27 protein-coding genes are annotated in these 26,003 nt (G+C 44.2%); 18 read left to right on the top strand and 9 right to left on the bottom strand.

What is annotated here, in order from left to right:
- Positions 1 to 9: 9 nt before the first annotated feature.
- Complete coding sequence (priA, locus tag ABD894_RS08735) at positions 10 to 2,493, top strand: replication restart helicase PriA (protein WP_345210627.1); 2,484 nt, start codon at positions 10 to 12, stop codon at positions 2,491 to 2,493.
- Here the strand turns inward: priA and ABD894_RS08740 are convergent, their stop codons facing one another.
- Positions 2,494 to 2,820: a hypothetical protein gene (locus ABD894_RS08740; RefSeq protein WP_345210628.1), complete on the bottom strand. Its 327-nt coding sequence runs from the start codon at positions 2,818 to 2,820 to the stop codon at positions 2,494 to 2,496.
- Between the two features lie 129 nt (positions 2,821 to 2,949).
- Between ABD894_RS08740 and ABD894_RS08745 the strand changes: the two genes are divergently transcribed.
- Complete coding sequence (locus ABD894_RS08745; protein WP_345210629.1) at positions 2,950 to 3,606, top strand: protein-L-isoaspartate(D-aspartate) O-methyltransferase; 657 nt, start codon at positions 2,950 to 2,952, stop codon at positions 3,604 to 3,606.
- Between the two features lie 94 nt (positions 3,607 to 3,700).
- Here ABD894_RS08745 and ABD894_RS08750 read toward each other — a convergent pair whose 3' ends face one another.
- From ABD894_RS08750 to ABD894_RS08760, 3 genes are all read right to left on the bottom strand, one after another.
- Positions 3,701 to 4,075 (bottom strand): hypothetical protein, encoded by a 375-nt coding sequence (locus ABD894_RS08750; protein WP_345210630.1) that lies wholly within the window; start codon positions 4,073 to 4,075, stop codon positions 3,701 to 3,703.
- A gap of 103 nt (positions 4,076 to 4,178) precedes the next feature.
- Positions 4,179 to 4,631 carry an SsrA-binding protein SmpB gene (gene smpB / locus ABD894_RS08755; protein ID WP_345210631.1) on the bottom strand — a complete coding sequence of 151 codons (453 nt, stop codon included), beginning with the start codon at positions 4,629 to 4,631 and terminating at the stop codon, positions 4,179 to 4,181.
- Between the two features lie 29 nt (positions 4,632 to 4,660).
- Complete coding sequence (locus ABD894_RS08760) at positions 4,661 to 6,544, bottom strand: Nramp family divalent metal transporter (protein WP_345210632.1); 1,884 nt, start codon at positions 6,542 to 6,544, stop codon at positions 4,661 to 4,663.
- Positions 6,545 to 6,755: 211 nt separating this feature from the next.
- On the opposite strand from ABD894_RS08760, the gene ABD894_RS08765 reads away from it, so the two are divergent.
- Entirely contained in the window at positions 6,756 to 7,226 is a 471-nt protein-coding gene (locus ABD894_RS08765; RefSeq protein ID WP_345210633.1) for an Lrp/AsnC family transcriptional regulator, read from the top strand.
- Positions 7,227 to 7,253: 27 nt separating this feature from the next.
- Here the strand turns inward: ABD894_RS08765 and ABD894_RS08770 are convergent, their stop codons facing one another.
- The 3 genes from ABD894_RS08770 to ABD894_RS08780 all read right to left on the bottom strand — a co-directional run bounded on the left by ABD894_RS08770 (position 7,254) and on the right by ABD894_RS08780 (position 9,402).
- Positions 7,254 to 7,997, bottom strand: coding sequence for a copper homeostasis protein CutC (locus ABD894_RS08770; protein WP_345210634.1), 744 nt, complete (start codon positions 7,995 to 7,997; stop codon positions 7,254 to 7,256).
- Positions 7,998 to 8,057: 60 nt separating this feature from the next.
- Positions 8,058 to 9,068 carry an isoaspartyl peptidase/L-asparaginase gene (locus ABD894_RS08775; protein ID WP_345210635.1) on the bottom strand — a complete coding sequence of 337 codons (1,011 nt, stop codon included), beginning with the start codon at positions 9,066 to 9,068 and terminating at the stop codon, positions 8,058 to 8,060.
- A 73-nt stretch (positions 9,069 to 9,141) separates the two neighbouring features.
- The gene (locus ABD894_RS08780) at positions 9,142 to 9,402 is read right to left on the bottom strand and encodes a putative signal transducing protein (RefSeq protein ID WP_345210636.1); all 261 of its coding nucleotides are present in this window, start codon (positions 9,400 to 9,402) and stop codon (positions 9,142 to 9,144) included.
- Between the two features lie 56 nt (positions 9,403 to 9,458).
- On the opposite strand from ABD894_RS08780, the gene ABD894_RS08785 reads away from it, so the two are divergent.
- From ABD894_RS08785 to ABD894_RS08795, 3 genes are all read left to right on the top strand, one after another.
- Entirely contained in the window at positions 9,459 to 10,400 is a 942-nt protein-coding gene (locus ABD894_RS08785; RefSeq protein ID WP_345210637.1) for a helix-turn-helix transcriptional regulator, read from the top strand.
- 122 nt (positions 10,401 to 10,522) lie between these two features.
- Positions 10,523 to 10,981: an EVE domain-containing protein gene (locus ABD894_RS08790; RefSeq protein ID WP_345210638.1), complete on the top strand. Its 459-nt coding sequence runs from the start codon at positions 10,523 to 10,525 to the stop codon at positions 10,979 to 10,981.
- Positions 10,982 to 10,993: 12 nt separating this feature from the next.
- The gene (locus tag ABD894_RS08795; RefSeq protein ID WP_345210639.1) at positions 10,994 to 11,422 is read left to right on the top strand and encodes an SRPBCC family protein; all 429 of its coding nucleotides are present in this window, start codon (positions 10,994 to 10,996) and stop codon (positions 11,420 to 11,422) included.
- Positions 11,423 to 11,607: 185 nt separating this feature from the next.
- On the opposite strand, the gene ABD894_RS08800 is transcribed toward ABD894_RS08795, so the two are convergent.
- Positions 11,608 to 12,942 (bottom strand): dihydroorotase, encoded by a 1,335-nt coding sequence (locus tag ABD894_RS08800; protein ID WP_345210640.1) that lies wholly within the window; start codon positions 12,940 to 12,942, stop codon positions 11,608 to 11,610.
- Between the two features lie 222 nt (positions 12,943 to 13,164).
- Between ABD894_RS08800 and ABD894_RS08805 the strand changes: the two genes are divergently transcribed.
- From ABD894_RS08805 to ABD894_RS08840, 8 genes are all read left to right on the top strand, one after another.
- Positions 13,165 to 14,511, top strand: coding sequence for a DEAD/DEAH box helicase (locus tag ABD894_RS08805; protein ID WP_345210641.1), 1,347 nt, complete (start codon positions 13,165 to 13,167; stop codon positions 14,509 to 14,511).
- Positions 14,512 to 14,519: 8 nt separating this feature from the next.
- Entirely contained in the window at positions 14,520 to 14,786 is a 267-nt protein-coding gene (locus ABD894_RS08810; RefSeq protein WP_345210642.1) for a hypothetical protein, read from the top strand.
- A gap of 6 nt (positions 14,787 to 14,792) precedes the next feature.
- Positions 14,793 to 15,122 carry a gliding motility protein GldC gene (gene gldC, locus ABD894_RS08815; protein ID WP_345210643.1) on the top strand — a complete coding sequence of 110 codons (330 nt, stop codon included), beginning with the start codon at positions 14,793 to 14,795 and terminating at the stop codon, positions 15,120 to 15,122.
- Positions 15,123 to 15,126: 4 nt separating this feature from the next.
- Positions 15,127 to 15,546 (top strand): hypothetical protein, encoded by a 420-nt coding sequence (locus ABD894_RS08820; RefSeq protein WP_345210644.1) that lies wholly within the window; start codon positions 15,127 to 15,129, stop codon positions 15,544 to 15,546.
- Positions 15,547 to 15,666: 120 nt separating this feature from the next.
- A complete protein-coding gene (locus ABD894_RS08825) occupies positions 15,667 to 19,113 on the top strand; it encodes a response regulator (protein WP_345210645.1) in 3,447 nt (1,148 codons plus the stop codon).
- Positions 19,114 to 19,122: 9 nt separating this feature from the next.
- Complete coding sequence (locus ABD894_RS08830; RefSeq protein ID WP_345210646.1) at positions 19,123 to 19,953, top strand: CheR family methyltransferase; 831 nt, start codon at positions 19,123 to 19,125, stop codon at positions 19,951 to 19,953.
- Positions 19,943 to 20,530 (top strand): chemotaxis protein CheB, encoded by a 588-nt coding sequence (locus tag ABD894_RS08835; RefSeq protein WP_345210647.1) that lies wholly within the window; start codon positions 19,943 to 19,945, stop codon positions 20,528 to 20,530. Before ABD894_RS08830 ends, ABD894_RS08835 begins: the two co-directional genes overlap by 11 nt.
- Positions 20,531 to 20,569: 39 nt before the next feature.
- A complete protein-coding gene (locus ABD894_RS08840) occupies positions 20,570 to 22,507 on the top strand; it encodes a hybrid sensor histidine kinase/response regulator (RefSeq protein WP_345210648.1) in 1,938 nt (645 codons plus the stop codon).
- Here ABD894_RS08840 and ABD894_RS08845 read toward each other — a convergent pair.
- Positions 22,504 to 22,989: a methylated-DNA--[protein]-cysteine S-methyltransferase gene (locus ABD894_RS08845; RefSeq protein WP_345210649.1), complete on the bottom strand. Its 486-nt coding sequence runs from the start codon at positions 22,987 to 22,989 to the stop codon at positions 22,504 to 22,506. The genes ABD894_RS08840 and ABD894_RS08845 overlap by 4 nt on opposite strands.
- 100 nt (positions 22,990 to 23,089) lie before the next feature.
- On the opposite strand from ABD894_RS08845, the gene ABD894_RS08850 reads away from it, so the two are divergent.
- The 4 genes from ABD894_RS08850 to ABD894_RS08865 are packed head-to-tail and all read left to right on the top strand — an operon-like array spanning position 23,090 to position 25,903.
- Positions 23,090 to 23,773, top strand: coding sequence for a heme exporter protein CcmB (locus ABD894_RS08850; protein WP_345210650.1), 684 nt, complete (start codon positions 23,090 to 23,092; stop codon positions 23,771 to 23,773).
- The gene (locus ABD894_RS08855; protein WP_345210651.1) at positions 23,761 to 24,978 is read left to right on the top strand and encodes a carboxypeptidase-like regulatory domain-containing protein; all 1,218 of its coding nucleotides are present in this window, start codon (positions 23,761 to 23,763) and stop codon (positions 24,976 to 24,978) included. Before ABD894_RS08850 ends, ABD894_RS08855 begins: the two co-directional genes overlap by 13 nt.
- A 16-nt stretch (positions 24,979 to 24,994) precedes the next feature.
- Positions 24,995 to 25,690 carry a cytochrome c biogenesis protein gene (locus tag ABD894_RS08860; RefSeq protein WP_345210710.1) on the top strand — a complete coding sequence of 232 codons (696 nt, stop codon included), beginning with the start codon at positions 24,995 to 24,997 and terminating at the stop codon, positions 25,688 to 25,690.
- Between the two features lie 3 nt (positions 25,691 to 25,693).
- The gene (locus tag ABD894_RS08865) at positions 25,694 to 25,903 is read left to right on the top strand and encodes a CcmD family protein (protein WP_345210652.1); all 210 of its coding nucleotides are present in this window, start codon (positions 25,694 to 25,696) and stop codon (positions 25,901 to 25,903) included.
- Positions 25,904 to 26,003 lie beyond the last annotated feature (100 nt).

Raw genomic sequence — 26,003 nt, forward strand, 5'->3', positions numbered from 1 at the left:
ATAACATAGATGTTAGAGTTTGCTGATGCACATTATAGCGGCAGGAGAACGCTGTTCGTTGAGGTGATTTTGCCTTTGGCGATAGCTAAAAACTATACCTACCGCGTACCTTATGATATGAACGATGCTATTGCCATTGGCAAGCGCGTTGTGGTGCAGTTTGGCAAAAGCAAGCTTTACACGGCCATCATATCATCCATTGGCGACCAGGCGCCCGAAAAATATGAGGCTAAATATATACTGGAGGTACTGGATAGCCAGCCGATAGTAACAACCGCCCAGTTACAATTTTGGCACTGGCTGGCCGAATACTATATGTGCAATGTTGGCGAGGTGATGAACGCCGCGTTGCCTGCCGCCCTTAAGCTGGCCAGCGAAACCAAAATAACCGTTAATAAAGATATGGTGGTTGACAAAACCACCCTGCACGATAAAGAGTTCCTAATACTGGAAGCGCTCGATCTGCAACCCGAACTCACCATTAGTGATATTGCAAAGCTGCTGGGCCAAAAAACGGTGATGCCTCTATTGAAGCTGATGTTCGAGAAGAATATCATCCATATATCCGAAGAGGTAAGCGACCGCTATAAACCACGCAGGCGCACTTTTATCACGCTTAACCGCATCTACCAGGATCAGGATAACATGCGGGAGCTGTTCAATATTCTTGAACGTGCCCCCAAACAGGCCGATGCCTTGCTGGCGTATATCAAACTATCGCGCCATCAAAAAGCCATCACCAAAAACGAGCTCATAGAAGAAAGCGGTGCCGGTGCCGCGGCCATTAAAGCACTTATTGATAAGGAAGTTTTTGTGGCCGAAGAAAAAAACGTTAGTCGCCTGCATTATGAAAATGAGGATGACGGCGCGGTTTTTACCCTGAGCGAGCAGCAGCAAAATGTATTTATTGATATAAAAAGGCAGTTTGAGGATAAAGATACCGTGTTGCTGTATGGCGTTACCTCGTCGGGCAAAACGCAGATCTATATCAGGCTGATTGAAGAGATGATAGCCAGTGGGAGGCAGGTGCTTTACCTGTTGCCCGAAATTGCGCTTACTACCCATATTATTGAGCGGCTTCGCAACTATTTTGGGGCGAGTATAGGCGTGTATCACTCCAAATTTAACGATAACGAACGTGCCGAAGTTTGGCAAAAGGTACTCAATAACGAATACAAAGTTATATTGGGTGCCCGCTCATCGGTGTTTTTGCCGTATTATGATCTGGGTTTGATCATTGTAGATGAAGAGCACGAAACATCTTACAAACAATTCGACCCGGCTCCGCGCTACAATGCCCGCGACGCTGCCATTTATTTGGCAGCTACCTATAAAGGTAAAGTGTTGTTGGGTTCGGCTACGCCATCGTTCGAGAGTTATTTTAACGCCCGTATCCATAAGTTTGGTCTTGCAGAGCTCACCGAACGCTACGGCGGGGTAGAGCTGCCGGATATTGAGGTGGTGAGCATCTCCGAAGAAACCAAAAAGAAACTCATCCAGTCGCACTTTACCAGTGTGCTGATGAACGATATGCAGGTAGCGCTGGATAATAAGGAGCAGGTGATCCTGTTCCAAAACAGGCGTGGTTATGCCCCGGTGCTCATCTGTAAAATATGTGCCTACACGCCCAAGTGCATTAATTGCGATGTGAGCCTTACCTTCCATAAAAGCAGCAAGAAACTGCATTGCCATTATTGCGGCTATAAGGAAGATACGCCAAATATATGCCCGGCCTGCGGTTCTACACATTTAGAGTATAAGGGTTTCGGTACCGAAAAGGTAGAGGATGAGCTAAGCCTGCTGTTACCTAACGCCAAAATTGCCCGGATGGACCTGGATACCACGCGTTCGCGCAACGCGCTGCAAAATATATTGAACGATCTGGAAGAGAAAAAGATAGATATACTGGTAGGCACGCAGATGGTAGCCAAGGGGCTGGACTTTTCAGATGTTACCGTTATCGGTATCATCAGTGCCGATAGCCTGCTGAAATTCCCGGATTACCGGGCTAACGAACGCAGTTTCCAGATGCTGGCACAAGTGAGCGGCCGCGCAGGGCGCAGGGGTAAGCGGGGTAAGGTGGTGATTCAAACGTATGATCCCGGGCACAGGGTGATAAAGCAGGTGATCGACAACGATTTCCTCGACCTTTATTTTACCGAAATGGAGGAACGTAAAAGCTTTAAGTATCCGCCATATTACCGCATCATCAATCTCGATATCAAGCATAAAGACCCCGAGATATTGCATAACCAGGCCATATACCTGGGCAACGAGCTACGTAAGCATTTTGGCGACAGGGTGATTGGTCCCGAAGCGCCGCTCATCAGCAGAATCCGGAACTATTATATCAAATCGATCATGCTGAAATTTGAGAAGGATGGCGTATCAATAGCCAAGGCCAAAGCCATCATCAGGGAGGTGATCACCGAGTTTCAAACCACCAAACTAAGCAAAGGCAGCATAGTACAGCCCGATGTTGACCCATATTAATTATCGTTCCCTGATATCATTAAGATGAATATACGAGAAGCCGATATTGGCCGCTATACCGCAGGAGTAGGAGCCTTTCATCATATCGTAGTTTATGCGCACCTTAAGGCTGTCACGTTCCCATTTACTTTCTAAGTTTTCGGGCTTGTAATCGATATTGCCCACCCGTATCACCCAGCCGCAGCCATCGGCGGCAGGGTTACCAAGGTCGAGTATAATGGCATCGGTCTTTAGATCACTGATGTGACTATCTTTTCGGCAGCCGTACATTAAAAACAGGGCTACTACTGCCACAAAGCCATGCCTCATTATATTGGGGTATTTCATTTTTGTATTTTTAGTAATTACGTAGCGGTTTGGCTTTGTGCTACATAGCACGAAAAATTTAACCTGTTGGTAACTCGTAGCTACAGGCAAGCGCCAAAAACTGGGTTTTATGTATAACTTTGCTTGCAAATGGCTTATAAGTTTGTTGATAATTACCGCGAAAAAGGCGCCCGGAAAAGATTGGTTGAAGTATTAAAAAAGAAGGGCATTGAAGATGAACAGGTATTAGCGGCAATAGGCAAAGTTCCCCGCCATTATTTTTTCGATGAAACTTTCTGGAACCAGAGTTACAAGGATATCGCCTTCCCGATAGGTGAGGGGCAAACCATATCGCAACCATATACCGTAGCTTACCAAACCGAATTGCTGCACATAAAAAAGGGCGATAAGGTATTGGAGATAGGTACCGGTTGTGGCTACCAAACCTGTGTGCTGTTAGAACTTGGCGCAAAAGTATACACCATTGAACGCCAGGAAAAGCTATACGAACGCACCATACAGGTATTGCCCTACATGGGCTACAAACCCGAGTTTTTTTTAGGCGATGGCTCAAAAGGCATAGCCAAACATCAGCCTTACGACAAAATTATAGTGACCGCCGGCGCACCCTTCGTGCCGGATATACTGCTGCAACAGCTTAGCATAGGCGGTATATTGGTGATTCCGGTAGGGGACGAACAAACCCAGAAAATGGTAACCGTACTAAAAGTAGCCGAAAACGATTACGAAAAAATTGTGCTCGATACCTTCCGGTTTGTACCGCTGGTAGGTGATAGGGCGTGGTAACCCCCCTGCCCCCTGAAGGGGGAACTTTTGAAAAGCAAGGGATAAGATCAGGAATCAGGAAAAAAGATGAAGGGGAAAGGAATGAAGAATCTTGTTACCATTTAAGCATTTTTACATACTTGATAAATCCGCTTATTATCTCATCTTCATTATAACAACGTTCTACAACCTTTTCAAAAGGTTTGGAGTGATAAGTGAAATACACTTTCCCGGTCGCGGTTTCTAATTCTACATGCAGTGATTCCCTGTTCCATTCGGGAGTATCGTAAATTGTTATAACCAATTTGTGCAAAGATGTATAGCCAAATAGCTTTTCGCTTAAACCTGTATTGGATATGTATTGCACTAAGGAGAGTATGTTTTGAAATTCAAAGCCATGATCAACTATGAGTTGCGAGTAATGCTCCTCAATCTTGTCCCAGGGAATTGCCTTGATAAACTGCGGCTGATATTGTGATTGCGGTTTCATCCCGAAATTTAATAAAAAATTAGAGTAACAAAGAAGGCCTTGCATTAGCGAGGCCTTCTTTGTTATCGTTGCATATTAGCTCCCCCTTCAGGGGGCCGGGGGGTTACCGTTTCATCGCCCTGTCCATCTCTATTTTGGTGTCGCGTTCTTTCATGGTTTCGCGCTTGTCGAAGGTCTTTTTACCCTGGGCAAGGCCTATTTCCAGCTTGGCAAAACCGCGCTCGCTGATGAATAATGCAATTGGTACAATGGTAAAACCACGTTCTTCGCCTTTAACCAACAGTTTTTTCAGCTCCTTTTTGTTGAGTAGTAAAATCCTGTCGCGCTTGGCCTCGTGGTTATAAAACGAACCGAACGAGTATTCAGAGATATGCAGGTTACGTACATATAGCTGGTTATTAATAAAGGTGCAAAAGGCATCGTTAATATTCGCCTTGCCTTCTCTTATCGATTTTATTTCGGTACCAAGCAGTTGTATCCCGGCCACATACTTATCCAGTATGTGGTATTCAAAATAGGCCTTCTTGTTTTTTATATAGATCTTATCCTGGCTCATCTCCTGCTCTTTTGCTGCAAATATGCAAATTATTTTGGTTGTGGCTTAACAACCAGCACCGGTACGTTCACCTTATGCCTCACCGAATTTACGGTTGTGCCGAATATAAGGTCTTTAAGCGCCTTGTGCCCGTGCGACCCCATTACTATAAAATCTATCTTATCAGCATTGGTAATATCGGCAATGGCAGTGGCAGGCATACCGTAGCCAATTTTGGCAATGGCCTTGTAGCCAAGGTTTTTAAGGTCGGTTACGTATTTTTCGAGATTAGTGAAGTCGCTTTGCGTTTCAAGGTCCATTACATCGGTGCCGTGGTAGCGCGCCCCGGCGGTTTCTACCACGTGTATTAAAGTATATTTGGCGTGCTTGCCGCCTTGCATAATACCGTGGCGGATGGTGTTGAAATCGTTCTTCGAAAAATCTATTGTAATGGCGATGTTCTTGTAAGAGATCGCCTCAATATCATGTATAGCTAAAGCCAGTCCGTGCGGTAACAATTGAGGCTTCTCGTGGTGTTTAAACATCAGCGGACGAATAAATACATACAGCAGCAATACCGCTATACCTATAATAATAGGGATTACTAAAAAGTAGATCCACATAGTAGCGCCGGGATAATCGTGCAGCCAGGTAATGATTTGCTCATATACCAGTTTTACGTTAAGCCCTACAATAATTACCGCGCTTGCCCATGCACCCACCTTAACCAGTGGACCAATGGCAAACTTATCCATGCGTTTTTTGTCGGATGTAAAGTGGATCAGCGGGATAATAGCAAAACCCAGCTGAAGGCTCAACACCACCTGGCTTAATATTAACAGGTTGCCCAATGAATCTTCGCCGAAGTAAATAATGGTGATCACGGCGGGTACAATAGCCAGTATACGGGTAAGCAGACGGCGCAGCCATGGCTCGATACGCAGGTTGATATGACCCTCCATAATAATTTGTCCGGCAAGTGTACCCGTAATGGTTGAGCTTTGGCCCGACGCGATCAAGGCTACCGCAAACAGTACCGGGGCCATTTTACCGAAGATGCTTTCGAGCAGTTTGTAGGCGTCCTGTATTTCGGCTACCTCAAAATGCCCGTTGGTGAAAAACGCGCCCGCCGCTAAAATAAGTATGGCCGCGTTTACCAAAAATGCCAGGTTAAGCGCTATAACGGTATCAAACAAATTGAACTTTATAGCCGACCGGATACCTTCATCCGTACGTGAAATTTTACGGGTTTGCACCAGCGACGAATGCAGGTACAGGTTATGCGGCATTACTGTAGCGCCAATAATACCAATAGCGATGTACAATGACTTACCCGACAGAAAACTTGGCGCGAAACCCTTAACCACTTCCACCACATCGGGTTTTACGATAAACATTTCTGTAAGGAAGGAAAGCCCTACAATAAATATCATGGATACGATGAAGGCTTCGAGCTTGCGCATGCCCTTGTTCATTAAAAAGAGCAGCAATATGGTATCGGTAATGGTGAGCAACACGCCCCATATCAAAGGCAGGTCGAACAATAACTGTAAACCTATAGCCATCCCGATGATCTCGGCCAAGTCGCAGGCTATGATGGCTACCTGCGCCAGTATATAGAGGCAAAAGTTGGTAAAGCGGGGATAGGTGTTTTTGGAGGCCTGAGCCAGATCGAGCCCGCGTACAATGCCCAAACGTGCGCTTAACGATTGCAGTAGCAGGGCAATTAAGTTTGATGCCAACAGCACCCATATCAATTTATAGCCAAAGGCGCTACCACCTGCAATATCGGTTGCCCAGTTGCCCGGGTCCATATAACCAACGCTTACTAAATAGGCCGGGCCAATAAATGCGAGTATTTTACGCCACCCGGTTTTGTTTTCGGTATTTACGGAATTGTGTACATCACCTAATGATTCGTTGTGCTTGCTCATGAAGTGATATCAGAAAAAATTATCATAACTGCTTATTAATTAAAACAACAAGCGGGGCTTGCAGATGTTTATGCAATATACAAATAAATTATTTATAGCTAATATATAAAATTAGACTTGCCTAATTAGTGCGTAGAATATATTTTTGTAAACTTGTGCATGCAAAAAATATTATTTTGTATAGCATGGAATAACATATATTTGCACCACGATGGCCGCTGAACTTGATAAAATAGACCTACAGATACTAAAAATATTACAGGAGAACGGACGAATCACCAATCTACAGCTTTCAAATGAGATCGGTCTTTCGCCTGCACCTACATTAGAGCGTGTACGCAAGCTCGAAAATTCAGAATATATAAAGAGTTACCATGCCCTGGTTGACGAAGAGAAGTTAGGGCTCGGCATTAAAACATTTATACAGGTATCGCTCGATTTTCATCAGAGCAACACCATACAGATATTTTTGGAAGCCATACAGCAAATAAAAGAAGTTACCGAATGCCACCACGTAACCGGGCAGTGCGACTTTTTGCTGAAGGTATACGTACGCGACATAAAATCGTATGAGCAACTGATTATGGAAAAGATAAGCCGCATTAACGTGGTTAAAACCTTCCATACGATGATGATCATGTCGACCAGTAAGAAAGAACCTATTATTCCGCTTGAATACTAATAACAAGCGGAATAATAATTAAAGTAATTAGCTGTTAGCTACTTTAATTATTTCGCGCACCCTATCGGCACTGGTAACATCGGTGCCATACTCATCCCCGTAAAAACTACCCATTATAATATGGTCGTTATGGTACTCCATACGGCTTGGCATGCGTGTTTTTGCTGTAGAATGTAATTCGGTAGCGCCGGTAAATTTAACTATATCGGCAGCATTATGTTCGTTAACGCCGCAGCCGGGCATAATGGTGATACGGCCCGCCGCTTTTTCAACCAGGTGGTTAAGCACGCTGGCGCCTTCAATGGCCGATGTTTTACCACCCGAGGTAAGTATGCGGTCGCAGCCTATTTCAATAATATCTTCTAATGCCTGGTAAAGGTCAACGCACATATCAAAGGCACGGTGAAAAGTAACGCCAAGCCCCCATTTTTTTGCCAGTTGTACCAGTTCGCGGCAACGCTCTTTATCTACGGTTCCGTCACTTTTGAGTATACCTATTACAATACCATCGCAGCCCGAATCAATGCAAAACCTTACATCGGATGTTATAATGTCGTATTCAGTATCGTTATAAAGGAAATCGCCGCCCCGTGGACGGATCAAAACATAGAGTTTGATATGCAGCAGTTTACGTGCTGTTAAAATTTGGCCGGCAGAAGGAGTGGTACCACCATCGTTCAAATTATCGCATAATTCTACACGAACAGCGCCCCCTTCTTGAGCAGCAAGCGCAGATGTGGTAGAGTTTGCGCAAACTTCAAGTGAAACCATAAGTAATTGTGTGGTAAATTAATTAGCTTGTAAATACAATTAAGCCATAAATATACGATGTTATTTGTAAAAGCTTTTACCCTTTATCAGCAAATCTTGCTTTTGTGTGTCACAAACCGCGAATGAAAAACCATCCTGTATAGCATAAGCGCCATATTCTCCTTTTTTATTGATGGCCAGGAAGCCTACCTGTATCTGTTTAGCGGTTTCGGGCTTTTTACGGATGATGCGATGAACGGCCTCCTTACAAGCCTCTTCAGGCGACATGCCCTGGCGCATCAGCTCTACTACCAAAAAGCTGCCTACGTTGCGTATCACCTCTTCGCCCACACCGGTTGATGTGGCGCCGCCTACTTCATTATCAATATATAAACCCGCCCCAATAATAGGGCTATCGCCCACACGGCCATGCAGTTTAAAGGCCATGCCGCTGGTAGTGCACGCGCCCGATATATTGCCTTTAGCATCAATAGCCAGCATGCCAATAGTATCATGATTATACTGGTTGCCCGGTTTGTGCTGGGCGTTCTCAATATTCATTACCGGCGAATACTTGGCTGTTTTCAACCATTCTTTCCATGCTTTTTCCGACTCGGGCGTAAGCAGTTTTTCTTTTTTTATACCCTGCTCAATAGCAAACTGGGTTGCGCCTTCGCCTACCAGCATCACGTGCGGGGTTTTTTCCATCACCAAACGGGCAACGGTAATGGGGTGCGCTATATTTTCCATAGCGGCAACTGATCCGCAATTGCCATTCTCATCCATAATACAAGCATCAAGGGTAACGTGCCCGTCGCGGTCGGGGTAACCGGCACGGCCAACGGTATGGTTGCTCATGTCGGCTTCGGGTATCTTTACACCGGCCTCCACGGCATCCAGCGCACGGCCGCCGTCTTTCAGTATTCTCCAGGCTTCCTTATTGGCAGGTATACCAAAATCCCAGGTTGAAATTACCACCGGAAGATTTGGCGCAACCGGGGTGGCAATATTTTTAGCTAAGGCTGATTTGGAGATGGTAGCCACGGCAGCGCTCGCTGCTGATAGTTTAAGAAAGTTTCGGCGGTTAAACATAAGTTTTAAATGTATTAAAAAAACAGTGGTGGTAATTGCTTTGCGGGTTTGGTAATAAAATAATTACTAAACACTATAGTTGTGGGGCTTCGTCGGGTTCGTCGCCGGTGTCAATCTGCTCGGCCAGTATTTGCCTGCACTTTTCAAGGTCGTGTTCAAATACCTTGATTTTTATACCGCCAATGGCTTGGTTATAAAAAGGATTAGCGCCAATGGTGTTATCATCGGCAATAAAGCAATCAATGCCGTTAGCCTGTAACCTTGCCAGTATAATTTGTGCCAGCATGGGGTCGTAATAGCTTTCGAGGGTAACTATTTTGCCTTGGTTGTCCATAATTTTAGTCAGTTATATTAAGCTAATATAGGCTGTTTTTATTTAATTTGGCAGCCATGAACCGCATCGACAGAATATCAGCCATATTAATTCAGCTGCAATCGCGCAGGGTAGTTAAGGCCGCTGATATTGCCGAGCGCTTCAATATCAGCCTGCGTACCGTATATCGCGATGTGAAAACACTGGAAGAAGCGGGCATCCCGCTGATAGGTGAGGCCGGGGTAGGCTATTCTATTATGGATGGCTACCGTTTGCCGCCGGTAATGTTTACCAAAGAGGAAGCCACCGCCTTTTTAACTGCCGAAAAGTTTGTTGAAAAGCTCACCGATGATTCTACCATGGCGCACCACCGGTCAGCCATGTACAAGATAAGAGCGATACTCCGCAACTCCGAAAAGGATCTGCTGGAGGATATGGATGCCAACATTGCCGTAATCCGCAGTAACAGCCAGCGCTATGCCGACAGGCAAGATCATATTCAAACCATTTTAAACGCCATCGGCCAAAAAAGTGTACTGAAACTCGATTACTTTGCCATGCACAACCAGCAGCATACCACCCGTTGTGTTGAGCCGGTGGGTATTTATTACCTGGATAGTTTTTGGCATTTGATAGCCTATTGCCGCATGCGGAATGATTATCGTGATTTCAGGCTCGACAGGATAAAAACCGCGATTATAACCGACGAAATATTTGAAGACCAGCACCCCACGCTGAACGAATACATTGCCCAAACCGCTCACGACCGCGAACTGGAAACCGTGATAATGATAGTTGACCAGAAGATACATAACTACCTAAACAGTCAAAAGTATTATAACGGTTTTGTATCAGAAAAAACGATAGGCGACAGGGTAGAGATGACCTTTTTGACGGAGCACATTGAGGGCTTTGCCCGCTGGTACATGATGTTTGGCGATAGTGCCGATATTATAAGTCCGGATAAGTTGAAGGATAGGATAAAGGAAATTTATCATAAAATAGGCGCTAAATTTTAAATTCTATCTGCACTGCTGACATACTGTTGTCACTGCCGCTCATGTGATTTGCTGACGCGATAAATTGCCTGCATTGCTGGCAACGTTTTTGTTTAACATATTACATATCAAAACCAAAGCTTATGCAGTATTGGGTAACAGTGGTATCTAAAGATCATTTGGCACGTGGCGTTAAAGGCGGTTTTATGCAGGCCAACCACGGTAAGGCAGGCCCTTTAAAGAAAATAGCTAAGGGCGACTGGGTGGTGTTTTATTCGCCCAAAGTAGCTTATACAGGGAACGAACCCTGCCAGGCCTTTACCGCCATTGGCCGTGCGGCAGATGATGAGGTGTATCAGCATAAAATGACCGATGACTTTACACCCTATCGCCGCAATATCAAATTTTACGAGGCCGACGAAACACCGATAAAGCCGCTGATCAACGATCTTGAATTTATTGAGAACAAGAATGCCTGGGGATTTAAATTTCGCTTCGGTTTTTTTGAGATCAATGAGCACGATTTCGAACTGATCCAGTCGGCTATGATAGAAGACCAGCTTATACCAACACATCAACTAAAATCATATACAACTACCTAAAACAGAAGAACCATGAGCACATTAGCATTAACAACCACCGTCACCTTTAACGCGCCCAAAGCCGAAGTATGGCAAGGCCTTACCGACCCTGAAATTGTAAAGCAGTACTTTTTCGGCACCACCTTAAAATCCGATTGGCAGGTAGGCAGCCCTATCACTTTCAGCGGAGAGTGGGATGGCAATAGCTATGAAGATAAGGGTACGATACTGGAAATTACCCCGGGCGAATATCTCAAATACAACTACTGGAGCAGCATGAGCGGCCAGGAGGATAAACCTGAAAACTACGCCAACGTGAGTTACAGCTTAAGTGAAGCCGATGGCGTAACCACTTTGACCATCACCCAGGACAATATTAAAGACGAAGCCGCCAAAGAACACTCCGAACAAAACTGGCAAATGGTATTTGGCGGTTTGAAGAAGATGCTGGAAGGGGAGTAGCAGGGAAGCTTTAGTTTAAATACTTGTCATTCGATGAGGAACGAAGAGAAATCTTCTTCGATATGCAGATGAAGACTTGCATGGAGAAGAAGATTTCTCTCTACGTTCGAAATGATATTTTTTGTAGGTAACACTCACACTATTGGAAGTCAGGAGACTTCGCACAGCAAATGAGTCAAACACGGCTACCTGTCAAACGTCAACCTCACACCGGTTTTTTCAGTTGCCAAGGAATCATTGTTCCAGGCTATATTGCCGGATACTATGGTGGTGATCACTTTTGATTTAAAGGTGGTATCTTCAAACGGACTCCAGCCGCATTTGTACAGGATGTTGCTTTTATTTACCTGCCATGGCGAGTTAAGGTTTACCAGTACCAAATCGGCCCAGTAGCCTTCGCGGATAAACCCGCGTTTTTCTATCTGGAAACAGGTAGCCACGTTATGAGCCATTTTTTCGGCAACCTGCTCAAGGCTTATTTTATTGTGGTGGTATAACTCCAGCATGGCAGGCAGGGCATGTTGTACTAACGGTCCGCCGGATGGTGCTTGTAGATATGGTTGCGTCTTTTCTTCAATGGTATGCGGGGCATGGTCGGTAGCGATAACGTCGATGCGGCCATCTAATACAGCTTTCAATATGCCTTCGCGGTCGTTTTCGGTTTTAACAGCCGGGTTCCATTTAATAAGGTTGCCTTTGGTTTCATAATCGGCATTGCTGAACCAAAGGTGGTGCACACAGGCTTCGGCAGTAATACGTTTGTTTTTTAAAGGCGTGGTATTATCAAAAAGGTGCGTTTCCTTTTCGGTAGAAATATGCAGGATGTGCAAGCGCGTATTATGCTTTTTTGCCAGTGCCACAGCCATTGACGACGACAGGTAACAAGCCTCTTCACTGCGGATCTTAGGGTGCATGCGCACCTGTATGTTATCACCCAGTAACTGTTTGTAATGGTTGAGATTACTTTGTATGGTAGCCTCATCCTCGCAATGCGTAGCGATCAGCATGGGCGATTGGGCGAAGAGCTTTTCCAGTGTGTTCGGGTTATCTACCAGCATATTCCCGGTTGATGAACCCATGAAAACCTTGATACCGCACACGTTCTTAATATCGGTACGCAGCACCTCATCAAGGTTATCGTTCGATGCTCCCATAAAAAAGGAGTAGTTAGCCGGTGAGCTTTGGGCGGCAATATTGTATTTGTCTTCCAGTAATTGTTGGTTTAAGGTGTTCGGTACAGTATTCGGCATCTCCATAAAAGAAGTAATACCACCCGCAACGGCTGCTATCGATTCGGTGCGAATGTTGGCTTTATGCGTTAGGCCAGGCTCGCGAAAGTGCACCTGATCATCAATACAACCCGGTAAAAGGTGCAACCCTTCGGCATTGATCACGGTATCGGCGGGCACATCAATATGGCTGTCAATACGGTCGATATAACCGTTTTTTATTAAAAGATCGGCTACCTGCTGGCGGCCCTCGTTAACTATGGTTGCTGCTTTTATTAATATAGATGACATAGATAGAATTTCGAATTTCAAATGTTTAATTTCGGATTTTCCTTTACAAAGGTAATATAAAGTGATGAGTGGTAAATAGCCAAGCAGTAATAGTAAGAGTTGGGTCCCGCTTTCATCTTTCCGCTTTCACCCTTCGGCTTTTACCTTTCCGCTTTCGCCTTTCAGCTTTAACCTTTCTCCTTTACCCCCTTTCGCCTAAAAAGAAAAGCCTATCTTTGCGGCATGGCAGAAACATTTGAAGATTTTGATTTTAACCGGCAGATATTAAATGCCATAGCCGATGCCGGTTATACGCAACCAACTCCTGTACAGCAAAAGGCTATTCCGCCGATATTGAACGGGCAGGATGTAATGGGTATTGCCCAAACTGGTACAGGTAAAACCGCCGCGTATGTATTACCTATAATAATGCGCCTTAAATACGCGCAAGGCGAACACGCGCGTGCTTTAATTATAGCGCCAACACGTGAGCTGGCTTTACAGATAGAAGAAAACGTAAAAACCTTCGCCGCCAATACCGATTTGAGGGTGGTGGTAGTTTACGGAGGCCTTGGCCCTAAAACACAAATAGAGCAGATCAATAAAGGGGTAGATATTATTGTGGCCACTCCCGGTCGCTTTATGGATATATACCTGGCAGGCCACATCATAACCAAAACCTTACAAGTGCTTGTGCTCGACGAAGCCGATAAAATGATGGATATGGGCTTTATGCCTCAACTGAACCGCATATTAGAAGTGGTGCCGCGCAAAAGGCAAAACCTGTTGTTCTCGGCTACCATGTCTGACAAGATCCACGAGCTTTCGGCAAATTTTCTGGAACATCCAACGGTAGTGGAAGTTACACCGCAGGCTACCCCGGCGGCATCTATCGATCAGCGTTTGTATTTCGTTCCGAATATAAAAACCAAGATCAACCTGCTTAAAAAGCTGATGGATGAAGAAGGCGACATTAAAAAGCTGATGGTTTTTTGTAAAACCCGTATGGCTGCCGAGGATGTATTCAAGTTTTTGTCGCGTAAGTTTGGCGAAAACGAAGTGAAGGTGCTGCATGCAAACAAAGGGCAAAATACCCGCATCAACTCTATGAACGCGTTCAAGAATGATGAGGTAAAGATATTGGTAGCTACCGATGTGGCTTCGAGGGGGATAGATGTGAGCGACATCAGCCATGTGATCAACTTTGATGTACCCATTGTAATTGAAGATTATGTGCACCGTATCGGTCGTACAGGGCGTGCTTACCAATCGGGCGTAGCCATTACTTTTTGTAACCCGGCAGAATTGTATTATTTGCGCAAGGCCGAAAAACTGATCAGGCAAACCATCCCGGTTTATGATATTCCGGCAGATGTATTTATTGAAGAAACCCCTTATGAGGAGCGCCAGGATCAGAACCGCGAAATAGATATGCAGAAGCGCCGCGACGATCCCGACTTTAAAGGTGCCTTTCACGAAAAGAAAACGCTTAACCAAAAAAAGAAATTCGAGGCCGAAAAAGCCAAGCGCAACCCGCGTGTGGCAGCCAAATTCGCCGTTAAGCGTTCATCCAAAAAAAAGAAATACTAATTATATAAATGAAATTCAGATTAACCCCGTTAAACTTTGCCACCGCTTTTTTGATGGTAATGGCGGTTTATGTATGGCTGAACGGAGCAAAAATTGCCGGCCAGCAGTATACCCATTGGACGGGTACCATTACGTGGATCTTTTTATTGTTCGCGTTTGTGGTAGCCTTTTTGGATATTATGTTCCGTAATTTTTTTAAAGTGACAAAAGTTTTATGGTTGGTAGAACTAAGCTTTATAACTTTGGTGGTTGTTATTTTTTTACTTGTTAAATAATTTGAAATGAAGAGAGCTGAGATAAAACTCACTATAGACCTTGATGATAATAATGTTCCTGAAAACATTATGTGGGAATCAACCGATTCGCAAAACACCGAAGCGCTGCCTGTAAAATCAATGATGCTGGCCCTGTGGGACCAGAATTATAAAAATACCCTGCGTATTGATTTATGGACCAAAGATATGCCGGTTGATGAAATGAAGCGTTTCTTTTACGAAACCCTGCAAACCATGGGCGATACCTTTTTACGTGCCACCGGCGAAAAAAACATTGTGGAAGACCTGCGCGATTATTGCGCCCACTTTGCCGATAAAATGGAAATAACCCGTTAATAGTATGCGCATACCATCTTTAATTTCGTTAGTCGGTTTTATACTCATCATTGCGGGCAGCTACTGCCCGGTGCTGCGCCCCTTCGGCCTCATGAACTGGAACGTTTATGACCTTAACAAGCCTTATGGCATGGTCATATTATTAGTTGCCATAATAGGGATGATAGGCGTGGTGTTCAACAAACTAAAGGTAGCCCGTGCGGCGGCTTATGGTTCGCTGGCGTTGGTGGTTTTATTATGGATTGCCGCTTACATGAAGGTACACACCAGTTTCAGCTTTTTACCGTTTCATTCGGTGGCCGATTATCTGGCCAGCAAAATAAGGTTTAAATGGGGCTGGTACGTATTGTTCACCGGTGCCATTTTATCGCTCGCTGTATTGATAAGGGGGCGGCAACTCAGCAACGTTGAACCAACAAAATAAACTAACAGATCTTACAACCAAAACTTGTAAGATTTTTTTATTTGGCAACCGATTGGACTTATTTTACGTAATAAGTAACTCAATTATTTTAAGATATTTGTAAAAAACTAACCCTAACAAATGTTTAAACTCTCTTTTCGCAATCAGGTACTGGCAGGCTTTGGCGTGTCAATCATATTGGTATTCGCGGTTGCTATTCTATCTTACCGAAGCATAAATAAGTTTGAAGAGGACAGCAAAATGGTTGATCATACCCAAATGGTGATCAAAACATCAACCAGTTTGCTGCAATTGTTGATAGATGCCGAAACCGGGATGCGTGGTTATGGAGCTACCAATAAAAAGGTATTCCTTGATCCGTACAACGCGGCATTGCCGATGATCAACAGCGATCTTTCTAAGTTGCGTACCCTTGTTGAGGATAGCCCGTTGCAGAGCAAACGTGTCGACTCATTGTACTCAATGGTAGGGGCGCAGTTAAACATCCTTAAAACCAATATCGAAACCCGCGAAGAAAAGGGGCTCGATTTTATGGTGGCCAACAATATGTTCATCAATGGTAAGGCAAATATGGATGAGGTCCGCTTGCTTACCACGCATATTATCGACCAGGAAAATGGCCTGCTTTCCGAACGTAAAGCATCATCCGAATCGTCATCCGCACAAGCCATTACCGTTATAATTGTAGGGTCGTTTGTGTTTTTGATCATTATTATAGTATTGTTCTATTACATACAAGGCACATTTGCTACTCAAAAACGTATTGAGGCGGAAATTACGGTGGCTAATGTGGAGCTGGGCAAAGTACTGCGCGAAAACGAAGCTAAAAACTGGCTGCTTACAGGTACCGGTTTGCTAAACGAAAAAATGCAGGGCCAGCAAAGCGAGAAGGAATTGGCCGAAAAGGTGATCAGCGAGTTGTGTACTTATACACACGCCGTAACGGGTACCTTCTACCTGCATAACGAAGCCGAAACACGCCTTGATCTGTACGCTTCGTACGCTTTCCATAACCCCGAGTTTATTAAGCAGCATGTTAAAATGTCTGAAGGATTATTGGGCCAGGTTGCTTATGATAAAAAATCTACCATTGTTAAAGGCAAGCTGAACAATAAGCTGTCGCTGAATACATCGATACTTGAAAACGACCTGATAGAAAGCTTTATCATACCTTTCTTCTTTGATAAGAAATTGAAAGGTGTTATCGAGCTGGCTTTCAACAGCGCGATAGATGATAACGTGCGTGATTATATCGACGCGGTGAGCAATGATATCGGCGTATCGGTTAATACCGCGCAGGCCCGTACCATCATGCACGACTTGTTTGAGGAAACCCAGCAACAAGCCGAAGAACTGGAAGCGCAACAGGAAGAAATGCGCGTTACCAACGAAGAGCTGATGAACAAAACAGAAATGTTGCAGGCATCAGAAGAAGAGTTGCGCGTACAGCAGGAAGAACTGCGTACCATCAATGCCGAACTGGAAGAAAAAGCCAGTTTGCTTGAAGAAAAGAATCAAGCTATTGAAGAGGCAAGGGCGTCTATCAACCTTAAAGTACAGGAACTGGAAACTACCGGTAAATACAAATCGGAGTTTTTGGCCAATATGAGCCACGAGTTGCGCACGCCGCTTAACAGTATATTGGTACTGGCACGTATCCTGAAAGATAACAAGCAGGATAACCTGTCGGAAGATCAGATAAAATATGCCAGCGTAATATTCAATGCCGGTAATGATTTGCTCACGCTCATCAACGACATTCTCGACCTTTCGAAGATAGAATCGGGCAAGCTGGATATGCAAAATGAGGATGTTAAGGTAGCCGATATCCTGAACGATATGGAAATGTTATTTGCCGAAGTGGCATCTAACAAAAAGATCAACTTTACTACCAGCGTAAAAGATACCCCGGCCTTTATTTATACCGATAAGGTAAGGGTAGAGCAGGTGGTGAAAAACCTGTTATCAAATGCCTTTAAGTTTACGCCGGAGTCGGGTTCAATAGCTATCAATGTAACACAAGGAATAGCGCCTGATACCATTAGCTTCCATATTAAAGATACGGGTATAGGCATCTCGCCGGATAAGCAAAAGCTGATCTTCGAGGCATTCCAGCAGGCGGATGGTTCAACCAGTCGTAAATATGGCGGTACCGGTTTGGGTCTGTCAATCAGCCGCGAACTGGCCATGTTGCTGGGCGGCGCAATTACCTTAACCAGCGAACCGGGCCGTGGTAGTGAGTTTACGCTTACGCTGCCATACCAAGCCCAAAACACCGGCATTGTTGAAGAAGTATTGCCAACGGCCGAAACCTTTATACCAACCAAAGAGTTTTTAAAACCGGCCAGCCAGGTAGTATCTGTAAACCCGGGCCGCCGCGAACCGTTGGTGGTAATTGTGGAGGATGATAAAAACTTCGCCGATATATTAAAAGATTACTCGCGCGATCATGGTTATAAATCCATCATCGTGAACGAGGGTACACACGCCGTCGAAATTATTAAAGAGAACCAGCCCGATGCCGTAATACTGGATATTATGCTGCCGGGTAAAGATGGCTGGCAGATATTGAAAGAGCTGAAACAATCAGAAGAAACCATCAATATCCCGGTACACTTAATGTCGGCAGGCGAAGCTGCTGCCAACCGGGTCCGCCGCGAAGGTGCCATCAGTTTCCTTAAAAAACCGATAGATACCAGCGCGCTCGATAAGCTGTTTGGCGATATTATGCTGCAAAGCGGTTCCAAATTCAAGCAGATATTGCTGGTTGAAGATCACAAGGCCCAAAGCCAGGCATTGAAAGATATGATGCAATCGCAGGGTATTGAGGTCGACCAGGCTTTTGATGGCGAATCGGCTTTCCGTATGCTGCACGAAAACGAGTACCAGTGTGTTATATTGGATATCAACCTGCCGGATATATCAGGGTTGGATCTGTTGGATAAGATCAAGGAAGAAGACAGGTTCCTGGAGCTGCCGGTAATTATCAATACCGCTATGGAGCTGGATAAAACATCGGTTAACAGGCTGATGCAATACGCCAACGCCATGGTGATCAAAACCAGCAAATCATCCGACAGGCTGATTGACGAGGTGAACCTGTTCCTGAACAAGATAACCGAAAATGCCGCGCAACCATCGGCACCTGCATCAAATGGTAAAGCGAAAGCGGTAGGCAAGGGCAAGGATGCCATAAAAGGCAAAAAAGTACTTATTGTTGATGACGATATGCGTAATATCTTCGCCCTGAGCAGCGCGCTGCAAAGCTACGACATGAATGTGGAGATAGCCAACGATGGTGAAGAAGCCATTACCAAACTGCAGGAAGTTACAGACATTGATATAGTGCTGATGGACATTATGATGCCTAAAATGGATGGTTACGAAGCCACCAGACATATCAGAAAACAAAACAAATGGGCTAAGTTGCCTGTAATAGCATTAACAGCAAAAGCAATGAAAGACGACCGCGAGAAATGTATCGCGGCCGGGGCTAACGACTATATCACCAAGCCGGTAGATATGGACAGGTTAATTGCCTTAATGCAATTGTGGTTAGATAGCTAATACGAGAATATGGATTTATTGTTAGGCAACGTTACTACTGAACAGCTCGATGAATTGATCGATTTGGTTAGGCGTGTGCATGGGTTTGATTTTAGTAATTATACCAAGGCATCCCTCAAACGCAGGCTTAGCCGTATTATGCAGCTTAAAAAGCTGGAGTTTTACGATTTGAAACACCTGCTGGTAAACGATCATACCTTTTTTCAGCATTTTTTAGAGGAGGTTACCGTAAACGTTACCGAAATGTTTCGCGATCCTAATTTCTATAAATCGCTTAATACCCAGGTAATTCCGTATCTTTCAACCTACCAGCACATAAAAATGTGGAGCGCGGGTTGTTCATCCGGCGAGGAGGTTTACTCGCTGGCTATACTGATGCGCGAGGCGGGGTTGCAAAAACGGTCGTTCATTTACGGTACCGATATTAATACAGAGGTATTGCAGGAGGCCCGCAAGGGTATTTACAGTTTTCGTAAAATAAAAAGTTATGCCGAAAACTACCAGTATACAGGGCTAAAAGGATCAATAACCGATCATTTTACCATTATGTACGATGCCGCTACCATACACAGCGAGCTGAAGCAGAACACCTTGTTCTCGGTACATAACCTGGTATCCGATGGGGTTTTTAACGAGTTTCAGTTCATCAGCTGCCGTAACGTGTTCATTTACTTTGAAACCGCGTTGCAGGAGAAGATACTCGAACTATTTTATAACAGCTTGAGCCCGCATGGCTTTTTATGCCTTGGCTCGAAAGAAACTATACGGTCTGACGCTTTCCGTAAAAAGTTTAAGATGATAAATAGCAAAGAAAATATATACCAGAAAATTGGCGCTTAACGATCAAATAATACGCAGATGGCACAATACCGATGTTTTATTATTGGGTGGATCTGCCGGGTCGTTTAAACTGCTTTTCAAAATAGTAAAAAACTTTGCTGTTGACTTAAATAAGACGGTAATTATAATAATGCACCGTAAAAAGAACTTTTTTAGCGAAATTGAAAAACTATTTGCCGACAATTCTCGTATATCCCTCCGTGAAGTTGCAGATAAAGATGTGATACAAAATAACACTATTTATATAGCACCTGCCAACTACCATACTTTAATTGAAAAAGAGGGATATTTTGGGTTAGACGTATCAGATGCGGTGTGGTACTCAAAGCCATCAATTGATGTTACATTTGAAAGCGCCGCTGATATTTATAAAAATCGTTGTATGGGTATCTTATTTTCGGGCGCCAACCAGGATGGCGCGGCAGGTTTGCTGAAAATAAAGAATAACGGCGGTTTAACTATTGTGCAAGACCCTGATGATGCTGAAATGGCAGAAATGCCCTTATCGGCCATACATATTGGCGCTGCCGATCATGTATTAACAACTGAAGATATATTTAAGCTACTACAACTTTAACAGATTTTTTAAGATTACCACCCCTTATACAATTTTAGCATGACCCCAGTTAATATACTTATTGTTGATGACCGTGAAGAGAATATCATTGCGCTCGAAGCTTTGCTGAAGCGCGACGATATTAAAATTCACTCTACCACATCACCAAATGAGGCGCTCCGCATTGCGTGGGAAACGCAAATTTCAATTGCGCTTATCGATGTGCAAATGCCCGAAATGGATGGTTTTGAACTGGTTGAAATGCTCAAATCAAATCCGCGTACACGCAACATACTGGTAATATTCGTTACAGCAATATCAAAAGAAACCAAATACGCCGTTAAGGGGCTTGGCGTAGGGGCGGTTGATTATCTGTACAAACCACTCGATCCGTATATAACATCGGCCAAGGTTGATGCCTTTATTCAACTGGCACGTTTTCAGGAAGATATTAAACAAAACAACGAAGAACTGCAAAACTTCGCTACCGTAGTGCGTAACTCTGCCGATATCATTACTGTGGTTGACGCGCAAAGCCTGCGTATACAAACCATTAATCCAACGGTTGAAAAAATATTGGGCTATCGCCCTGCCGAACTGGTAGGTCAAAGCATTGTAGACCGTGTGATTGAGTCTGACAAATCGAACTTCCGCAAAAAGCTGGGCGAGATCATTAAAGATAATCTAAGCTTTTCGGTATTTGAGTTTCAGTTCGAAACCTTTAATAAAACGAACATTTGGGCCGAGTGCCGTGTATCATACCGCAATAAGTTGTTGTTTATCAACATCAGCGATGTATCACCACAAAAGAGCTATCAGCAGCAACTGATCAAATCAAAAGAAGCGGCCGAGCAATCTAAAAAGGTTAAGGAAACCTTCCTGGCCAACATGAGTCACGAATTACGCACACCTATCAACGGTATATTAGGTATAACCAACCTGTTGCGAAAAACCGAAGTTACCGAACAGCAAACCAATATGCTTAACCTGCTGGAAGTATCATCGCAATCGTTATTAGGTGTGGTGAACGATGTATTGGACATTTCAAAAATTGAAGCAGGTAAATTCAGCATAGTGCGCTCGTCGCATAACCTGCACGATATTATAAAATCTGTTTATGGCTTACTGAAATTTAAGGCCGATGAAAAGAACATCGAGTTTTTACTGGAAATAGCACCGGATGTACCTTCGCATATATTGGTAGACTCATTACGCCTTAACCAGGTGCTGATGAACCTGCTAAGCAATGCCATTAAATTTACCGAGCGTGGTTTTGTTAAGCTTGCTGTAAATGTATTGCAAAAACAAAATGACAAGGCGCAGTTGGAGTTTTGTATTGAAGACAGCGGTATAGGTATAGCAGATTCGCGACTGTCGAAAATATTTGAATCATTTGAGCAGGCCGAAGATGATACCTCTATTAAATATGGCGGTACCGGTTTAGGCCTAACCATAGTAAAACGGTTGGTTGAACTTAAAGGCGGCGAGCTAAAGGTGAATAGCCTGGTAGGTAAAGGCAGCGAGTTCAGGTTTGTGAACTGGTATACTTTGGCCAGCAAACCCAAAGAGCGTACCGATAACAAACCGGCCAGCGCCATCCTTGAACCATTCGACAGCCTGAACATACTGGTAGCCGAAGACAATATGGTTAACCAGTTTATGGTGAGCAAAATACTTAAGGACTGGAATGTAACCGTAGAGATTGTCGACAATGGCCGCAAAGCGATTGAAAAATTGCAACAGCACGATTACGACATCATACTAATGGATACCCACATGCCTGAAATGGATGGGTACCAGGCCTCAAAAATTATCCGTGTTGATTTTGAAGAACCAAAACGCAGCATCCCGATCATTTCATTATCTGCCGCTACGTTAGATCATGAGCAACAGGAGGCCATTGCCGCCGGTATGAACGATGTATTATCAAAACCATTCCAGCCGCACCAACTGCACGAAAAAATATCTAAACTGATAAAAAGGGAGCAGCCTGCTTAAAAGGGTAGTTTAGTTTGGCCGGTACCGCTTACGCGGGCTTCATGTTCAAGCAACCATTGCTTGCGCCACAAGCCGCCTGCATAACCGGTGAGGCTGCTATTTGAGCCGATAACACGGTGACAGGGCACTACAATCCACAGGTTGTTTTTACCATTTGCCGCCGCTATAGCGCGTATAGCTAATGGATTTTTCATCTCGTTGGAGAGAGCTGCATAGCTTGTGGTAATGCCGTAAGGTATCTTCAGCAAATACTCCCACACCACCTGCTGAAAGGTAGTGCCGTTTTGCTTTATCGGGAAATCAAACACTTTTCTTTCGCCCGCGAAGTATTCATCCAGTTGCAGGGCAACGGTTTTTAACAGCGGGGTTTCGGGCTCGTTGGGTTCCAGTTCCTCATCGCGTATGGATATGGAACTGATAAAACCATCCTCTTCGATAATGCGCGCCACACCCACCGGCGTACGGTAATAATTAACAGGCATAATTGTAAAATTACAATTTTTGTATAATGCTGTGTAAATATCTTGCGGTAATATGGCAAAACTGTAAATCAGTAAAATCTGTGATTATATTTGCAAACTGATGGAGCTTTACAAACAAACCGTTAATCTGCTAAAAAAAGAAATACTGCTGGAATGGCGATCAAAATACGCCTTTAACGGGGTGCTGTTATACGTGGTATCTACCGTGTTTGTGTGTTATATATCGTTTAGCCTGAGTGCCGGTTTTAAAAACACCACCGCTTACCCCATCGTATGGAATGTATTGTTCTGGATAATTATGCTGTTTGCTTCGGTTAACGCCATAGCCAAAAGCTTTATGCAGGAGAGCAGGGGGCGGTTACTGTATTACTATTCAATCGCCAGTCCGCAGGCTATCATCTTATCAAAAACCATTTACAATACTTTGCTCATGTCGTTATTGAGCATACTGGCGCTAATAGTTTACAGCCTGTTTTTTGAAAATACCCTTGGCGATCCTGTGTTTTATTTTCTATCGGTAATCATCGGCAGTATCAGTTTTTCTACCGTGTTCACCATGATATCGGCCATTGCCTCGAAAGCAGGCAACAATGGTACGCTGATGGCTATATTGAGTTTCCCGGTGATCATCCCGGTGATCCTCATTCTCATCCGCCTAAGTAAAAACGCGATGGACGGCCTCGACCGCAGTTTAAATTACGGGCATTTAGGTGTACTGTTTGCCATAAACGCTATAGTAATTGCTACTTCACTCTTATTGTTCCCTTATTTATGGCGCGATTAGGCAGGCACATCGGCATCATTTGTTTGCTGCTTTGCAGTGTGGCAATAGCCCATACAGGCTTCGCTCAAACCCTCGTTAGCGGTAAAGTAACCCGCATGGATAGCAAAACACCGATTGAAAACGCCAGCGTGTTTCTCAATAATGCCACTTTCGGTACATCAACCATAACCGATGGCGCGTATGCCCTAAAAAATGTTAAACCCGGCCAATATCAATTGGTGGTAAGCTGTGTGGGCTTTGAAGAACATGTGCAAACCATAATGGTAGGTAACGAACCACTGAAGGTAGATATACAGATGATGCCCAAAGTTACCGAACTGCGGGGCGTAGTGGTATCAACCCCTGCCGACTGGAAAAGGAACTACGAGCTTTTTAAAAAGGATTTCATCGGCACATCAGAGAACTCGAAGAAATGTACGGTAGTAAATCCGCATGTGGTGAGCCTCATCTACCGTAAATCGAAATTATTGCTGGAAGCCTATAGTGAAGAGTTTTTAGTGGTGGAGAACCGTGCGCTTGGCTATCGGGTAAAGTATTTGATAAGAGATTTTAAGAGCGATAAAATGTCGGGCATAATATCTTATGAGGGCAGGGCGCTGTTTGAAGATCTGAAAGGCAGCGAACACCAAAAGAAGGAATGGAAAGCCAAACGCGATGAAGCCTATTATGGTTCGCCAAAGCATTTTTACCGGGCGTTGTACACCAATAGGTTAAACGAAGAAGGTTTTCAGGTGCTTAACTTTTCGCGGCAGCTAAACCCGCGCCGCCCGCCCGAAGAATTGCTGCAAAAGATGCTGCGTAAGTTTGCCAATAATCGCGATTCGCTCAATTACTGGGGTGGGCTCGGTAACGAATCCCGATACTACAAGGAGAACCTGCAACGTGTACCTTTAAGCTCACTTGCTATCTGCTTTAAAACGGAGAACCCGGGCATATTCGCGTTGAGCTTTCAACGCCTGCTGTATGTGATCTACACCAAAAAACACGAGGAAACTTACTTTAAAGATTTCTATCGTCCGCTGGATATGGAGAACTTTGAGGCCAGTGTAATTACACCTTACGAGCCTTATGTGTTTTTTGATATGAACGGTACCGTAATTAAAAACGCGCCGTTATATGAGGGTACGTGGTCAAAAGCCAAACTTGCAGAACTGCTACCGGTAGATTATGTGCCTGATGAACCTGCTAAAACTGACATTAACTAAGCAACATAATTAGTACATTTGTTGCCACAATTTGATTATGAAATTAATTTATCAATCCTGGTGGAAAATATTGGCAGTGCTCATCATATTTTACACCCTGATAGCCGGATTTTTATTAGGTGTGCCCCACATGCCTATCCTTCACGAAACCATACGTAATACTTATTTTCACGTACCTATGTGGATGGCCATGTTTACGGTATTTTCCATATCGGTGTTTTACGCCATCAGGTATTTGATGACCGGGAAGGAAGAGTATGACCTGCTATCGGTAGAATGCGTTAACACCGGTGTGTTCTTTTTTGTGCTGGGACTGATTACCGGTATGATGTGGGCCAAATATACCTGGGGCGAATACTGGAGTAACGACCCTAAGCAGAACAGTGCAGCCATTGCATTTTTGCTTTATTGCGCCTACCTGGTATTGCGTAACTCTATTGATGAAGAGCAAAAACGTGGAAAAATATCGGCCATATACAATATTTTCGCTTTCCCCATTATGGTGGTGCTGATAATGGTGCTGCCCCGTATGACGGATTCATTACATCCCGGCAACGGCGGTAACCCTGCCTTTGGTAAGCTGGATATGGATAACCGCATGCGCGTGGTATTGTACCCTGCCTTTATTGCCTGGAGCCTGCTGGGTGTTTGGATAGCTACTATCCGTTACCGCATCAGGTTGATAGAATACAAAAGAAACGCTATAGACTAACGAATGAAGAAGATACTTCCCTTAATACTCCTGTTACTCAATTTTACCGCCGTTTTTGCCCAGGCAGGCAACGATGTAGAAATGGCAGATACGCTGCGCAGCTCGGGCAAAATATACGTTGTGGTGGTTACTTTGGCCATTATTTTCGTTGGATTAGCCATTTATCTGTTCTCGATAGATAAAAGATTAAAAAAAATCGAAAACGAAAAGTAGTTCAAAAAATAAACCTATGTTGTTTAAACATTGATTTAATTACTTTGTTATGTAGTGTAGCGAAAACACTAACCGTTTTGGCATTTGCAGATATGCTGAA

This window comes from Mucilaginibacter gynuensis (assembly GCF_039541195.1).
In the GTDB taxonomy this organism is placed as follows: domain Bacteria; phylum Bacteroidota; class Bacteroidia; order Sphingobacteriales; family Sphingobacteriaceae; genus Mucilaginibacter; species Mucilaginibacter gynuensis.

Excerpts from the sequence above, each read along its gene's own strand:
- ABD894_RS08785 (WP_345210637.1), top strand. The coding sequence starts at position 9,459 with ATGAACCGCATCGACAGAATATCAGCCATATTAATTCAGCTGCAATCG.
- ABD894_RS08765 (WP_345210633.1), top strand. The coding sequence starts at position 6,756 with ATGGCCGCTGAACTTGATAAAATAGACCTACAGATACTAAAAATATTA.
- ABD894_RS08740 (WP_345210628.1), bottom strand. The coding sequence starts at position 2,820 with ATGAAATACCCCAATATAATGAGGCATGGCTTTGTGGCAGTAGTAGCC.
- ABD894_RS08795 (WP_345210639.1), top strand. The coding sequence starts at position 10,994 with ATGAGCACATTAGCATTAACAACCACCGTCACCTTTAACGCGCCCAAA.
- ABD894_RS08760 (WP_345210632.1), bottom strand. The coding sequence starts at position 6,544 with ATGAGCAAGCACAACGAATCATTAGGTGATGTACACAATTCCGTAAAT.
- ABD894_RS08750 (WP_345210630.1), bottom strand. The coding sequence starts at position 4,075 with ATGAAACCGCAATCACAATATCAGCCGCAGTTTATCAAGGCAATTCCC.
- ABD894_RS08790 (WP_345210638.1), top strand. The coding sequence starts at position 10,523 with ATGCAGTATTGGGTAACAGTGGTATCTAAAGATCATTTGGCACGTGGC.
- ABD894_RS08825 (WP_345210645.1), top strand. The coding sequence starts at position 15,667 with ATGTTTAAACTCTCTTTTCGCAATCAGGTACTGGCAGGCTTTGGCGTG.
- ABD894_RS08745 (WP_345210629.1), top strand. The coding sequence starts at position 2,950 with ATGGCTTATAAGTTTGTTGATAATTACCGCGAAAAAGGCGCCCGGAAA.
- ABD894_RS08800 (WP_345210640.1), bottom strand. The coding sequence starts at position 12,942 with ATGTCATCTATATTAATAAAAGCAGCAACCATAGTTAACGAGGGCCGC.
- ABD894_RS08845 (WP_345210649.1), bottom strand. The coding sequence starts at position 22,989 with ATGCCTGTTAATTATTACCGTACGCCGGTGGGTGTGGCGCGCATTATC.
- gldC (WP_345210643.1), top strand. The coding sequence starts at position 14,793 with ATGAAGAGAGCTGAGATAAAACTCACTATAGACCTTGATGATAATAAT.
- ABD894_RS08780 (WP_345210636.1), bottom strand. The coding sequence starts at position 9,402 with ATGGACAACCAAGGCAAAATAGTTACCCTCGAAAGCTATTACGACCCC.
- ABD894_RS08830 (WP_345210646.1), top strand. The coding sequence starts at position 19,123 with ATGGATTTATTGTTAGGCAACGTTACTACTGAACAGCTCGATGAATTG.
- ABD894_RS08810 (WP_345210642.1), top strand. The coding sequence starts at position 14,520 with ATGAAATTCAGATTAACCCCGTTAAACTTTGCCACCGCTTTTTTGATG.
- ABD894_RS08820 (WP_345210644.1), top strand. The coding sequence starts at position 15,127 with ATGCGCATACCATCTTTAATTTCGTTAGTCGGTTTTATACTCATCATT.
- ABD894_RS08850 (WP_345210650.1), top strand. The coding sequence starts at position 23,090 with ATGGAGCTTTACAAACAAACCGTTAATCTGCTAAAAAAAGAAATACTG.
- ABD894_RS08840 (WP_345210648.1), top strand. The coding sequence starts at position 20,570 with ATGACCCCAGTTAATATACTTATTGTTGATGACCGTGAAGAGAATATC.
- ABD894_RS08775 (WP_345210635.1), bottom strand. The coding sequence starts at position 9,068 with ATGTTTAACCGCCGAAACTTTCTTAAACTATCAGCAGCGAGCGCTGCC.
- ABD894_RS08805 (WP_345210641.1), top strand. The coding sequence starts at position 13,165 with ATGGCAGAAACATTTGAAGATTTTGATTTTAACCGGCAGATATTAAAT.
- ABD894_RS08865 (WP_345210652.1), top strand. The coding sequence starts at position 25,694 with ATGAAGAAGATACTTCCCTTAATACTCCTGTTACTCAATTTTACCGCC.
- ABD894_RS08770 (WP_345210634.1), bottom strand. The coding sequence starts at position 7,997 with ATGGTTTCACTTGAAGTTTGCGCAAACTCTACCACATCTGCGCTTGCT.
- smpB (WP_345210631.1), bottom strand. The coding sequence starts at position 4,631 with ATGAGCCAGGATAAGATCTATATAAAAAACAAGAAGGCCTATTTTGAA.
- priA (WP_345210627.1), top strand. The coding sequence starts at position 10 with ATGTTAGAGTTTGCTGATGCACATTATAGCGGCAGGAGAACGCTGTTC.
- ABD894_RS08855 (WP_345210651.1), top strand. The coding sequence starts at position 23,761 with ATGGCGCGATTAGGCAGGCACATCGGCATCATTTGTTTGCTGCTTTGC.